This window comes from Microbacterium resistens, assembly GCF_021172025.1.
Taxonomy (GTDB): domain Bacteria; phylum Actinomycetota; class Actinomycetes; order Actinomycetales; family Microbacteriaceae; genus Microbacterium; species Microbacterium resistens.
The window spans coordinates 331,673-344,611 of record NZ_CP082781.1; the positions used below are offsets into that span (position 1 = coordinate 331,673).

Sequence of the window (12,939 nt, forward strand, 5' to 3'; positions counted from 1 at the left end):
GAGGATCAGGGCAGCGGGGTGTTGCGGGTGCCGAGGCGTGAGGCGTCCACGGTGCCGCGGGCACCGCGGAGGACGCCCCCGAGGAAGCCGAGGCCCCAGGACAGGTGCATGGTGGGCAGGACGGCGAGCGTCCACAGCCGTTCCCGGAAGCTGCGTGGCGGATCGGTCGGGCGTCCCGGGACCACCGCCATTCCGACGACCAGGAGCACGTAGACCGCCAGGGGCAGGTACACCACGGATGCGAGCAGACTCGCCATGCCGGAGAGCGCCCCGGTGAGCTGCAGAACGGCGACGATCACCGCCAGCGCGAGATCGAGGACCAGGATCGGAGGAGCGAAGAAGCGGACCCCGTTGCGACGGCCGTACCGGCGGACGAGTTCCCCTCGCCATGCCCCCGTCGCGCGGAACTGCCGGGCGAGGCGAGCCCAGCTCTCCCGCGGCCAGTACGTGACCGCCAGCTCCGGGTCGAACCACACACGGTGTCCGGCGCGGCGGATGCGGAGGTTGAGCTCCCAGTCCTCTCCCCGGCGGATGGACTCGTCGAACAGACCGACCTCGTCGAGCACCTCCCGGCGCATCACCCCGAGGTAGGCGGATTCGGCCTCGCCCTCGCGCGTGCCGCCGTGGTACGCCCCGCCGCCCAGGCCGACGGGGGAGTTGTACGCCCGCGCCACGGCGCTCTGGAAGGGGGTCCGCCCGTCGGCGCGCATGACACCGCCGACGTTCGCGGCGTCCGTTCGCCTCAGGGTCTCGAGGGCGCGTCGGGTGTACCCCGGGGCGAGCTCGGAGTGCGCGTCCACCCGCACGATCGTCGGAAAGCGGCTGGCGCGGATCGCGGCGTTCAGGCCGACGGGGATGTGCGCGGCGGGATTGTCCACGATGCGCAGCCGGGGCTCTTCCTCCGCGAGGCGATGAGCCAGCGGCGTGGTGCCGTCGGTGGACGGCCCGAGAGCCAGCACCAGCTCCATGGGCCCGTCGACGTCCTGGGCGAGCACGGAGGCGACGGCGTGTTCGAGGTAGTCCCGCTCGTTGAGCACGGGCATGACGAAAGAGACCCCGGTCGGGGAGGAGTCGTCGTGCGCGGTCACGCTCCGATCCTTTCACGGCCGACGTGAACGGCGCCGCAGGCCGGGCCGGGCGGGCGGCGAGCGTGGGGTACGACCCCTGCCGTGCAGGGGCGCCTCATCCCCGCTCGGTACCCTGGAGGAATGCCTGTCGTGTCCGATGCCCGCAAGGCGTACCGCCTCCTCCGCCGGGCGCTCGCGTCCCGATCCGCCGTGCAGAGGGTCCGCCGCACCATCGCGGCGATGCCGGAGCACCCCGAGGGCGCCTACCAGGTCGCCGTGTACTTCGCCGACGGTGCCGTGAACATGTACCAGATGCGGCAGTGGTACCGGCCGCTGGCGGAGCTCGCGAAGACCCGACCCGTCGTCGTGCTCGCCCGATCCGCGGCCGGGGCCGAGGCGCTTCTCGCGGAGGACGCGCCACCGGTCGCGTTCGTCCCCACGGTCCGTGACCTCGAACGCTATCTGGCCACGCAGGACATCCGCGTCGTCCTGTACGTGAACCAGAACACGCGCAACTTCCAGATGTTCCGGTACGGCCGACGGTGGCACGTCTTCATCAACCACGGTGAGTCCGACAAGATGTACATGACCACCAACCAGTACAAGGCCTACGACTACGCGATGGTGGCCGGCCAAGCGGCGAGGGACCGACTGTCCCGCGTGCTGTGGGACTACGACGTCGACGCGCGCACGATCGAGATCGGGCGTCCTCAGGCCGACCACTACTCGGGGGCGTTGCCGTACACGCCCGACGATCGGACCGTGGTCCTCTATGCGCCGACCTGGGAGGGGGATCGCCCTGCGGCTCACTACGGGTCCGTCCGCACGCACGGCGAGACGCTCGTCGCCGCCCTGCTCGCGACGGGCCGCCATCGGGTGATCTACCGTCCGCATCCGCGCAGCGGTGTCGTCGACGCCGAGTACGGCGCGGCGAACCGGCGGATCATCGAGGCGATCGCGGCGGCGAACACGGCGGACCCCGGCGCTCACCACGTCTACGACGACGGCCCCGATCTCGGTTGGCAGCTCGCCGCGGCGGACGTCGCCGTCGTCGACATCTCCGCCATGGTGTACGACCGGCTGGCGGCGGGGCGCCCGCTGCTGATCACGCGCCCGGCCGACGAGCGCGCGGCCATCGATGCCGGGGGCTACCTGTCCGCGTGCGAGTGGCTCACGACGGACGGCGCCCGGACCATCGTCGACGAGGTCTCGCGGGTTCAGGACGACCAGGAGGCCATCGAACGCCTGCAGACGTGGGTGCGGCACTACTTCGGGGACACCTCCCCGGGCGTCGCGACGGCGAAGTTCCACGCGGGCATCGAGCGACTGTTCGCCGAATGGGACGCCTGGCACGCTCGCGAGGCGGATCGGCCCGATGCCGGCGACGAAGGCGAGGAGGCGGACGAGGAGGACGAGCTGGGGCTCTGAATGCACCGTCCGCGATGGCGGGGTGCGCACCCGTATGATGGTATAAAACCTCACGTCTATAACCTTCGCATCGGAGCAGGCCGCGCACAGATGCTTGACGCATGAAAGAACCGCGCTCTCGTGCGTCCGAACGCGTCGGGCGACTCGTCCGGGAGCTCCGTGCCCAGGCGGCACTGAGCCGTGTGAAGCTGGCCGCCCGAGCCGACCTCGACGTCTCGCATCTGGCCCGCATCGAAGGCGGAGAGGGCAACCCTACGCTCTTCGTCCTCATCCAGCTCGCCACCGCCCTCGAGGTGCCGCCGACCCGCTTCCTGGAGGGTCTGAGCGCCGAGGACCTGCCCGACGATATCCGTCCGTACTCCGAGGCCGACTTCCGACGCGAGCTGCGCGCGCGGCACGCCGTCTGAGACCGGATCACACCACGAAGCGCCAGACGTACTCGAGCCCATCCGACGGACGGAACCAGGCCAGGGTGAGCACGGTGTCGTCGACATCGGCCTCGCAGAGACAGATCTCCAACTGTTGCCCGGGTCGGACGTGCCCCCAGAGCTGCGTCTGCTGCGGGCCGGCCGGGGAACTGGCGAAGACGCGGACGAAATCCGCCGCGGTCGAGAGGTTCGTGATGACCGGGTGGAGTCGGTCACGGCGGTCCACGTCCCACGGCACGGCGTAGGCCGGCGGCGGAGACTGATCGCACGAGCTCGGAGGCATGACCCGATGCTAGGCAGGGGCACGGACGCCACCCCCCGTCCCGCAGCCGGCTCCGACGGCGGCTGTGGAAACTCCGCGAGGACCGAGGGCGGTGCAGGAGGAGGGCCTCAGTCGCCGGTGCCGAGCTCCTCGGTCCGTCCGTCGCGCTCCCGGCGGACGACGCCGATCGCCTTGCGTCCGATCCAGCCCGCGCCACGCGCCGCCGAGCCGGCGGCGCCGGCGACGGCGGTACCGGCGAGCATCGCGCCGCGCTTGATCCTCGCCTCGACGCGCTGTGCCCCGGGGACCGGCTCGAGCTCCGCCGGAAGCGTCGCCGGGGCGACGCCGAAGGCGCGCCGAGAGGCCACCAGGACGCGCCTGCCGAGAATGTTGTTGCCGGCCCCGCCGACGGCGGCTCCGACCCCGAACGGGAGCGCCTTGCCGAGGAAGGAAGCGCCGCCCGCCGCCGCGAAGTGCTTGACGAACATCGATTTCAACCGGTCGACGAGCGGCCCCACCGCCGCGCGCGGCAGTGTCTTCGTCACCAGCTCGCCCCAGTACGCCGGACGTGACGTGCCCTTGCCCGCGGCCTGCCCGGCGAGCTGGGCCACCAGATCCACGCCCTCCTTGCCGAGCATGAGCGTCATGACGAGGGCGCGAGCGCGGTCCGGGTCGGTGACGGAGATCCCGTGGACCTCGGCGACCGATTGCGCGAACAGGGCGGTCGACTCGACGAACCCCACGGTCTCGACGCCCGAGAGGGCGAGGGTGACCCCGGTCGTGATGCCGGGGATGACCGCGGTCGCCCCGACGGCCGCCCCGCCGGTCGTGACCGCGGCCAGGTAGCGGCGCTCCAGCGAGCGCACGATCTGGGCGGGAGTGGCCTCGGGGTGGCGCAGGCGGATGCTGCGGATGTGCGCAAGGACGAGCGGCCGCTGGACCGCGAGGACGCGGTCGATCCCGCGGACCACCAGCGGGTGCTCCGCGGAGCCCGACGGCGGCAGCCCGGTGTCCCAGGGGGCGTCCTCCGGAAGCGAGTGGATCCGATGCACCTTGCCAGCCATGCGACGATCCTACGGTCGGGATCCGGGAGGAACCCGCAAGCCCGTGAACGCGGAGGCGGCGCCGGAGGAGCGCAGAAGGGCCGTCCCGATCGGGACGGCCCTTCCGATGGTGCGCGGGCTGCGCCGCGTCACACGAACAGGTTCGCGCGCTCGAGATCCTCGGCGAAGTCGACCTCGACCGCGTAGAGGTCCGAGATGTCCATGGGTTCCAGGAGGACTCCGTTCTCGGCGATCGCCAGCTCGAGACCGCGCTCGAAGTAGTCCTGGTCGTCGACGCGCTGGAGCTGACGCATGAACGCGGGCTTGTGCGCGGCGGAGATGTAGTTGATGCCCACCGCCTCGCCGATGCCGCCGACCACCGTCTTCGAGAGCTCCTTGATGTACCCCTCGGCGCTGACGGTGTACTTGACCTCCTCGTCGCTGACCTTCGCGGTGTTGACGGTGACGAAGGACTGGTCGCGCTCGATCAGCTCGATCGCGCGGCCGAGGACGCGCGGGTCGAAGACCACATCGCCGTTCATCCAGAGGACGCCGCTGCGTCCCGTCGCGGCGAGGCCGCGCAGCAGGCTCTTGGAGGTGTTGGTCTCGTCGTAGCGCTCGTTGTGCACGTAGTTCACGTGGGGGAAGGCCTCGATGACCGTCTCCGCGCGGTAGCCGACGACCGTCGTCAGCCGCACGTCGCGACCGAACGCGGCCCGGATGTTGTCATGCTGCTGCTGCATGATCGAACGCCCGTCGGCGAGCGGCGTCAACGGCTTCGGCAGCGAACGGCCGAGACGCGAGCCCATGCCCGCGGCGAGAATGATGGTCTGAAGAGTCACAGAACTGCTCCTGTTACGTGTGTTCACGGTTGGTTAACCGGCAAGACACTCCTTCGTGCCGTCGTTCATGCTAGTGACCGCGCCTGGGAATCCCAGGGAAAGCGCAGGCCCGTTGCCGTTTCGTGATCGACTGCACGGGTCGTTCCCAGGAACACGGGCGGCGTGACGACGCGTCTGTCCGAACACGATGTTACGCGGCAGCAGGGAATTCGCGGATCGCCTCCCGTACGAGCCCGCGCCGATTGATACCGTGTGGGGGTGAGCCCCGCACCGCCTGATCCCGTGTCCGATGACGAGACCCCGACGACTGCGAACGCGGAGACGGCGTCGCCCGGTTCCGCGGCGGCGGCGGGTTCGGCCAAGAAGACGACCAAGCGCACCGGGACGGCCCGCTCCGGCGTGAGCGCTGCGGAGCGAGCGAAGGCGGCCCAGATCCGCGCGGCCGCGCGGGGCTCGGCGGCGCGGACGAGTGAGACGAAGCGGACGGCGGCGAGCACGGCGGCGGCGCGGACCGCTGCGGCGAGAGCGGCGGCGGAGAAGGCGGAGGCGGCGAAAGCCGAGGCCAAGGCCCGAGAGGCGGAGGACGCCGCGGCGAAGGTGGCTGCGGTGAAGGCGTCCTCTCCGGCGCCCGCGCCCACGGGGAGACGGTCCCCGACGGCGAAGAAGAAGGCCGACGCCGCGCCGGTCTCCGAGGCCGTGGCCGACGCCGGATCCGCGGCGACCGCAGAGAAGCCGGCGGCGTCCGGGAAGCCCGCGACGACCAAGAAGCCGGCGACCGCGAAGAAAACGACGAAGACGACGGCGGCGAAGAAGTCGACGACCGTCCGGAAGACGGCGGCGGCGGCCCCGGTGCGCGCCGAGACCGCCCCTGATGCCGCGTCGGCACCGGACCAGCCGGCCCCGGTCCGCAAGACCTCGTCCGCGTCGAAGGGAACGACCGGGCGCACGACACCGGCGAAGAAGACCGCGCCCGCGCGGAAGGCTCCGGCGAAGGCGAGCCCCGCGAGGAAGTCCCCGGCGTCGCGCGCGGCGGCGGCCGCGGACCTGGCCGAGGTGGGCGCTCCCGCACGTCCGACGGAATCGGCCGTCGCCGAGGACGTGGCCGGGATGACACACGCCGCATCGCAGGATCACTCGAGCGCGCCGTCCGGGAGCGACGCGGAGAACGCCGCAGCGTCGGCGGGGGAGACCGTCGTGCCGGAGCCGGAGGCGGAGGCGCAGGCGGCCGAGCCCGCGGCGCCGGAGGAGGCGGCGCACTCGGAGACGGCCGGCGCCGTGGCCCAGGACGAATCGCCCGCGACAGACGAGGACACGGCGGCGACCGCGACGGACGGAGTCCCCGACGACGGCGAGGCCGCCGCCGATGCGGACGGCGCAGGCACCGCGGCGGAGGGCCCGACGACGGACGACGACGGCGCGGAGACCGGCGGCGAGGACGCGCCCGCCGTCGTGGTGTCCTCGCTGCCGGATTCCGATGACGGCTCCGAGCACGCCCTCGTGATCCGCGACCTCGTGAAGTCGTTCGGGGATTCCCGCGCGGTGGACGGCATCAGCCTCACCGTTCCGTCGGGATCGTTCTACGGGATCGTCGGGCCGAACGGCGCAGGCAAGACGACGACCCTCTCGATCGTCGCAGGTCTTCTCAGCGGGGACTCCGGGACCGTCCGGGTGTGCGGCGTCGATCGTGCGGAGGACCCCCGCGGCGCGAAGAAGCTCATGGGGGTTCTGCCGGACCGGCTGCGCACGTTCGACCGCCTCACGGGTCGCCAGCTCCTGCACTACTACGGACTCCTGCGCGGCCTGAGCGCCGACGTCGTCGAAGCGCGCACGGTCGATCTCGCCCGCGCGTTCGATCTCACGGGTGCGCTCAGCCGAGTGGTCTCGGACTACTCCGCCGGCATGACGAAGAAGATCATGCTCGCGGGAGCGATGATCCACTCGCCCCGCGTCCTCGTGCTGGACGAGCCCTTCGAGTCGGTCGACCCGGTCTCCTCCGGGGTCATCCTGGACATCCTGCGCGCTTACGTGGCGCATGGCGGCACGGTGATCCTCTCCAGCCACGGCATGGACCTGGTGGAGCAGGTCTGCTCGCGCATCGCCATCATCGTCGGGGGAGAGGTGCTCGCGGAGGGCACGGTGGACGAGGTGCGCGCGGGCCAGACGCTCGAGCAGCGGTTCGTGGAGCTGTCGGGCGGGATCGCCGAGGTGGAGGGGCTGGAGTGGTTGCACACGTTCTCCGACTGAGGCTGATGCTCCTGGTCGGCGCTCTGCGCGGCGACCGGGAACGCGTCATCCGCTCCGTCGTCGGATTCCTGCTGACAGCCGCCGCGACGCTCGTCACGGTGCTGGCTGTGACGAGTCTGGGCGAGAGCACGCCCAACTCGGCGCGCACCGTCGTGGTCCTGGGCGGATCCGCGATCGTGCTCGGGTACTTCCTCGCCCCGGCTCTCGCGGGGACGGTCGATCAGCTCGACCCCCGCCGGTTCGCGGTGTTCGGCGTCGACGAGAAGAGGATGCCGGCGATCCTCGCGGCGGCCTCGGTGGTCAGCGTCCCGTCCGCGGCGCTGCTGGCGGTCGACGTGGCGGTCGCCTTCGCGGCCGTCTCGCTCGGTGCTGCGTGGTATCTCGCTGTCGCGGGGGCCCTCCTGGCGTTCGTCACCGCCGTCCTGGCCGCGCGCGTCGGTATGGCGCTGAGCGCGTTGATCCTCCCTGAGCGCCGCTCACGGGAGCTGACCGCCCTCTTCGCCCTGGCGATCGTCGTCGTGGCCGTTCCGGTCGGGGTCTTCGTCGCGTCGCTGCGGTGGGACGGCGCTGTGCCGGGAGCGCTGCACACGACCGCCGACGTCCTCGGATTCACGCCGCTCGGCGCCGCGGTCGCTCTCCCGTTCCTCGCCGCGGCGGGGGACGTCGCGGGCGCGTGGGTCGCCGGCGTAGTCGCGGTCGCGACCGTGGCGGGCATCGGCGTCGCCTGGACCGCGCTGGTCCACCGCGCGCTCACCCGGGCCGATCGGGCCACGGCGGTCCGCGAGCGCCCGGGCCTCGGCTGGTTCGCCCTGCTGCCCTCGAACGCGTTCGGCGCCGTCGCCGCGCGCAGCCTCGTCTACTGGCTGCGGGACCGTCGGTACATCGTGAACGTCGTCATCGTCCCGATCGCGGGGCTCCTCACCGTCGTCCCGCTGCTCGTGGCGGGAGTGCCGCTCGTGCTGGCCGCGGCGCTGCCCGTGCCCGTGATGGCGCTGTTCTTCGGATGGCTCCCCCACAACGACGTCGCCTACGACTCGACGGCGTTCTGGACCCACGTGGCCAGCGCGGTGCGCGGACTGCCGGATCGTCTCGGCCGCCTGGTCCCCGTGCTCCTCATCGCCGTGCCGGCCCTGGCGATCGCGGTCCCCGTCACCCTCGCGGTGATCGGACGCTGGAGCCTGCTCCCCGTGTTCATCGGCGTCTCGTCGAGTCTGCTGCTCAGCGGGCTGGGACTGTCGAGCATCGCCTCGGTGGTGGCTCCGTACGCGGTCTCCCGGCCCGGCGACAGCCCGTTCCAGCAGCCGCAGCGCTCCGCGTCCCGCGGTGCGGCGGGGCAGGCCGGAACGCTGATCGGAGCGCTCGTCCTCAGCGCACCGACCATCTCGCTGGCCTGGAGCGCCCTGGTCGACCCCGGGCAATCCGTGTTCCCCGCACTGTGGGCGGGGCTCGCGACGGGCGTGTTCGTCCTCGTGGTCGGCGCGCTGATCGGCGCCCGCATCTTCGAGCGCAGCGGAGAGCGCCTGATGGAGTTCGTGGAGACGGCGTGAGCACGGGGATCGCACGGATCGGTTCCCCCGCGGTTCGGCACGACTAGAATCGCCGCTATGAGTACCCCGCTGGATGCCCCCGATCAGGGTGGGATCGCCACCCTCGACCGCGAACTCGAACAGCTCCTCGAGGAGGAGCGGATCGAGCCGGGAGACCACGAGCGGTTCTCCCACTACGTCAAGAAGGACAAGATCCTCGAGTCCGCGCTGACCGGCAAGCCGGTGCGGGCGCTGTGCGGCAAGAAGTGGACTCCCGGTCGCGATCCGGAGAAGTTCCCCGTGTGCCCGACCTGCAAGGAGATCTACGAATCCATGCAGAACTGACGCCCGACGCGTCGAGGCCCCCGCATCCGTCCGGATGCGGGGGCCTCGTGCTCGGGCGGACGCGCGGTCAACCGGCGTCGACGAAGACGGTCGGAATGGCGGGGTCGGACTTGCTCAGTGCGAGAGCGCGCACCGGGAGCTCCTCCCGGACGCGCAGGTGGTGCTCGCGCGCGGCCGCGGTGCCGTCGACTCCCTCGTAGGCGGTGTCGATCTCGCCGTTGTCGACGAGAATGACCTGGAGCGCGCGCCCGTCGGGGTGCTGCTGCACGGTCTCCACCGGCTCGAATCCGTCGGAGACCGCGACCGTCTCCGACCGGGCCACACCGTCCGAGACGATCCGGAACGCGGCCTTGCGTCCGCCGCGAGAGGCCTTGTCCTGGGACGCCTTGGCCACCGCGACCCAACCGCCGTCCGATCCCTGGCGGGCGACGAGCTTGTAGACCATGCTGGCGGTGGGGTAGCCCGACCCGGTCACGACCGAGGTCCCGACGCCGTAGGAGTCCACGGGCGAGGCGGCCAGGGCGGCGATGGCGTACTCGTCGAGGTCGCTCGTGACCGTGATCCGCGTTCCGGTGGCGCCGAGCTCGTCCAGCTGGGCGCGGACCTCCGCGGCCACGATCGGGAGGTCGCCCGAGTCGAGCCGGACGCCGCCCAGGCCGGTGCCGGCGACGCGGACGGCCGTCTCGACGCCGGTGCGGATGTCGTACGTGTCGACGAGCAGGGTCGTCTCGGTGCCGAGAGCGTCCACCTGCGCGCGGAAGGCGTCCTCCTCCGAGTCGTGCAGAAGGGTCCACGAATGGGCGGCGGTCCCCATCGTCGGGATCCCCCAGCGTCGTCCCGCCTCGAGATTGCTCGTGGCCCCGAAGCCGGCGATGTATGCAGCCCGGGCGGCGGCGACCGCGGAGTCCTCGGCTGCGCGCCGCGATCCCATCTCGGCCAGGGGCCGGTCACCGGCGGCGATGCTCATGCGCGATGCCGCGGTGGCGACGGCGGAGTCGTGATTGAGCACGCTCAGCGCCAGCGTCTCCAGGATGACGGCGTCCGCGAAGGTCCCCTCCACCGTGAGGATCGGCGAACCGGGGAAGTAGAGCTCGCCCTCGCGATACCCGCGGATCGTGCCGCGGAAGCGGTATCCCTCCAGGTAGGAGAGGGCCTCGGCGTCGAGGACCTTCGCGTCGCGGAGGAAGCGCAGCTCCTCCTCGCCGAAGCGGAAGTCCCGCAGCAGCGAGAGCAGACGCCCCGTGCCGGCCACGACGCCGAACCGCCGGCCCCCGGACAGTCGTCGGGAGAACAGCTCGAACACGCACGGGCGGGACGCGGTCCCGTCCCGGAGGGACGCCTCCAGCATCGTGAGTTCATAGCGGTCGGTCTTCAGCGCGCTCGAGCCGGTCATGCCCCACAGTGTAGGGGCGGCACGGGCGTCGTCGGCGAAGGCGGCGCGCAGGAGCGGACTAGGCTGGGGGATCATGAACGACGCGCCCATCGGCATCTTCGACTCCGGTGTCGGCGGGCTGACGGTGGCCAGGGCCATCCGTGCGCAGCTCCCGCGCGAGTCCTTCGTCTACATCGGTGACACCGCGCACTCGCCGTACGGACCGAAGCCGATCGCGGACGTGCGCCGCTACGCCCTCGAGGTGCTCGACACCCTCGTGGAACAGGGCGTCAAGATGCTCGTCATCGCCTGCAACACCGCGTCCGCCGCCATGCTGAGGGACGCCAGGGAACGCTACGACGTGCCGGTCGTCGAGGTGATTGGCCCGGCCGTCCGCCGCGCCATGTCGACCACTCGCAACGGGCGGATCGGCGTCATCGGGACGGTGGGGACGATCGCGTCGCGCGCGTACCAGGACATGCTCGAGGTGAACGAGCGGCTGGAGGTCTTCGCGGCGGCGTGCCCCCGCTTCGTCGAGTTCGTCGAGGCGGGGATCACGGACTCCCCGGAGCTCCTGGCCATCGCCGAGGAGTACCTCGCGCCGTTGCGCGAGGCCGACGTCGACACCCTCGTGCTCGGCTGCACCCACTATCCGTTCCTGCGCGGCGCCATCGGATACGTGATGGGGGAGGGCGTCACGCTCGTCTCCAGCGACGACGAGACGGCCGCGGACGTGTACCGCCAGCTCCTGCGCGGCGAGCTGCTCGCCGACCGGCACGCCGAGCCGAGCTACGTCTATGAGGCCACCGGGGTCTCGGCGGACGACTTCACCGCGCTCGCCAACCGGCTGATGGGACGCGAGGTGCGCGACGTGCAGCTCGTGCAGACGGGCGTCATCGACCTCCCTGCCGCCGCGCGCCTGCAGGATTGATCCGTTCCGAACGAGGAGAACCATGACCGACACCGCCCCTGCTGAGATCGTCCGCGCCGACGGCCGCTCCGTGGACCAGCTCCGACCGATCACGATCGAACGCGGATGGAGCGCCCAGGCCGAGGGCTCCGCGCTGATCAGCTTCGGCGGCACGAAGGTGCTGTGCACGGCGTCGTTCACCAACGGCGTGCCGCGCTGGCTGACCGGCAAGGGCAAGGGGTGGATCACGGCCGAGTACGCCATGCTGCCGCGGGCGACCAACGACCGCAACGACCGCGAGAGCGTGAAGGGCCGCATCGGCGGGCGCACGCACGAGATCTCCCGCCTCATCGGCCGCGCGCTTCGGGCGGTCGTCGACACGAAGGCGCTGGGGGAGAACACGATCGTGATCGACTGCGACGTCCTCCAGGCCGACGGCGGCACGCGCACCGCCGCGATCACCGGTGCGTACGTGGCCCTGGCCGACGCGATCGAGTGGGGTCGGCGCAAGAAGTTCATCGGACAGAAGTCACGCGTCCTCCACGACTCCGTGGCCGCGGTGTCGGTGGGCATCATCGACGGAGAGCCGATGCTGGACCTGGCCTACGTCGAGGACGTCCGCGCCGAGACCGACATGAACGTCGTCGTGACCGGCCGGGGGCTGTTCGTCGAGGTGCAGGGGACGGCCGAGGGCGCGCCGTTCGACAAGCGCGAGCTCGATGCGCTGCTGGACCTCGGCGTCGCCGGGTGCGCCCGGCTCCGCGACATCCAGGCTGAGGTCCTGGCCCCGGCCGAGGGCGCGGAGTGACCGCGCCCTCCCGCACCGTGGTCCTGGCCACGCACAACCCGCACAAGATCGAGGAGTTCGGCGCCATCGTCGCCGCGTCCCGTCCGGACGTCGCCGTGATCGGCTACGACGGCCCCGAGCCGGTCGAGGACGGCGTCACCTTCCGGGAGAACGCGCTGATCAAGGCCAGGGCCGCCGCCGCGCACACCGGTCTCCCGGCGCTCGCCGACGACTCGGGCATCTGCGTCGACGCCCTCGGCGGGGCGCCGGGCGCCTTCTCCGCCTACTGGGCCGGCCAGCGCAAGGACGCCGTCGCCAACCGCGACCTCCTGCTGGACCAGCTCCGCGACATCCCGGACCCGCGCCGCCGTGCGCAGTTCGTCTCCACGATCGCGCTCGTCATCCCGGTGCCGGACGCCGACGCCGTCGAGCACATCGTCGAGGGCATATGGCCCGGCCGCCTCGCGCACGCCGCAGCCGGGGAGGGCGGGTTCGGATACGACCCGGTGTTCATCCCGGACGGGCAGCCCGAGGGCGCAGAGCGAACGGTCGCGCAGTGGACCGCCGAGGAGAAGAACGCCGTGTCGCATCGGGCGCGGGCGTTCGCCGCGCTCGTCCCGCTGTTGGCGACGCTCTGACCGGCGTCGCCAGGGGAGTCGGCAACGAGGGCTCGGCGCCGCCGCGG

The 12,939-nt window shown here is 71.7% G+C and carries 13 protein-coding genes; 8 read left to right on the forward strand and 5 right to left on the reverse strand.

All coding sequences use genetic code 11. The features are described from left to right. Positions 1–5 precede the first annotated feature (5 nt). Complete coding sequence (locus tag K8F61_RS01535; RefSeq protein ID WP_231821494.1) at positions 6–1,043, reverse strand: glycosyltransferase family 2 protein; 1,038 nt, start codon at positions 1,041–1,043, stop codon at positions 6–8. Positions 1,044–1,208: 165 nt separating this feature from the next. Here K8F61_RS01535 and K8F61_RS01540 point away from each other — a divergent pair, with 165 nt between their 5' ends. After that, entirely contained in the window at positions 1,209–2,495 is a 1,287-nt protein-coding gene (locus K8F61_RS01540) for a CDP-glycerol glycerophosphotransferase family protein (RefSeq protein WP_231820461.1), read from the forward strand. Between the two features lie 101 nt (positions 2,496–2,596). Next, positions 2,597–2,902, forward strand: coding sequence for a helix-turn-helix domain-containing protein (locus K8F61_RS01545; protein WP_067243526.1), 306 nt, complete (start codon positions 2,597–2,599; stop codon positions 2,900–2,902). 7 nt (positions 2,903–2,909) lie between these two features. On the opposite strand, the gene K8F61_RS01550 is transcribed toward K8F61_RS01545, so the two are convergent. The 3 genes from K8F61_RS01550 to K8F61_RS01560 all read right to left on the reverse strand — a co-directional run bounded on the left by K8F61_RS01550 (position 2,910) and on the right by K8F61_RS01560 (position 5,070). After that, positions 2,910–3,206, reverse strand: coding sequence for a hypothetical protein (locus K8F61_RS01550; RefSeq protein WP_231820462.1), 297 nt, complete (start codon positions 3,204–3,206; stop codon positions 2,910–2,912). A gap of 107 nt (positions 3,207–3,313) precedes the next feature. Continuing rightward, a complete protein-coding gene (locus K8F61_RS01555; protein WP_067243524.1) occupies positions 3,314–4,249 on the reverse strand; it encodes a hypothetical protein in 936 nt (311 codons plus the stop codon). Between the two features lie 128 nt (positions 4,250–4,377). Next, positions 4,378–5,070, reverse strand: a complete 693-nt coding sequence (locus K8F61_RS01560; protein WP_067243523.1) for a phosphocholine cytidylyltransferase family protein — start codon at positions 5,068–5,070, stop codon at positions 4,378–4,380. A 258-nt stretch (positions 5,071–5,328) separates the two neighbouring features. On the opposite strand from K8F61_RS01560, the gene K8F61_RS19100 reads away from it, so the two are divergent. From K8F61_RS19100 to K8F61_RS01575, 3 genes are read left to right on the forward strand one after another with little or no spacing between them, the layout of a single operon-like run. Continuing rightward, a complete protein-coding gene (locus tag K8F61_RS19100) occupies positions 5,329–7,314 on the forward strand; it encodes an ATP-binding cassette domain-containing protein (RefSeq protein ID WP_336246440.1) in 1,986 nt (661 codons plus the stop codon). Positions 7,315–7,319: 5 nt separating this feature from the next. Then, a complete protein-coding gene (locus K8F61_RS01570) occupies positions 7,320–8,861 on the forward strand; it encodes a hypothetical protein (RefSeq protein WP_231820463.1) in 1,542 nt (513 codons plus the stop codon). A 57-nt stretch (positions 8,862–8,918) separates the two neighbouring features. Further along, complete coding sequence (locus K8F61_RS01575; protein WP_067243521.1) at positions 8,919–9,185, forward strand: DUF3039 domain-containing protein; 267 nt, start codon at positions 8,919–8,921, stop codon at positions 9,183–9,185. A 67-nt stretch (positions 9,186–9,252) separates the two neighbouring features. Here the strand turns inward: K8F61_RS01575 and K8F61_RS01580 are convergent, their stop codons facing one another. After that, positions 9,253–10,578, reverse strand: a complete 1,326-nt coding sequence (locus K8F61_RS01580; RefSeq protein ID WP_067243520.1) for a nicotinate phosphoribosyltransferase — start codon at positions 10,576–10,578, stop codon at positions 9,253–9,255. A 73-nt stretch (positions 10,579–10,651) separates the two neighbouring features. On the opposite strand from K8F61_RS01580, the gene murI reads away from it, so the two are divergent. The 3 genes from murI to rdgB are packed head-to-tail and all read left to right on the forward strand — an operon-like array spanning position 10,652 to position 12,892. Then, complete coding sequence (gene murI / locus K8F61_RS01585) at positions 10,652–11,488, forward strand: glutamate racemase (RefSeq protein ID WP_231820464.1); 837 nt, start codon at positions 10,652–10,654, stop codon at positions 11,486–11,488. A gap of 22 nt (positions 11,489–11,510) precedes the next feature. Next, on the forward strand, positions 11,511–12,275 hold the full coding sequence (gene rph, locus K8F61_RS01590; RefSeq protein WP_067243518.1) for a ribonuclease PH: 765 nt from the start codon (positions 11,511–11,513) through the stop codon (positions 12,273–12,275). Beyond that, entirely contained in the window at positions 12,272–12,892 is a 621-nt protein-coding gene (gene rdgB, locus K8F61_RS01595) for an RdgB/HAM1 family non-canonical purine NTP pyrophosphatase (protein WP_219084935.1), read from the forward strand. Before rph ends, rdgB begins: the two co-directional genes overlap by 4 nt. The last annotated feature ends 47 nt before the right edge of the window (positions 12,893–12,939 follow it).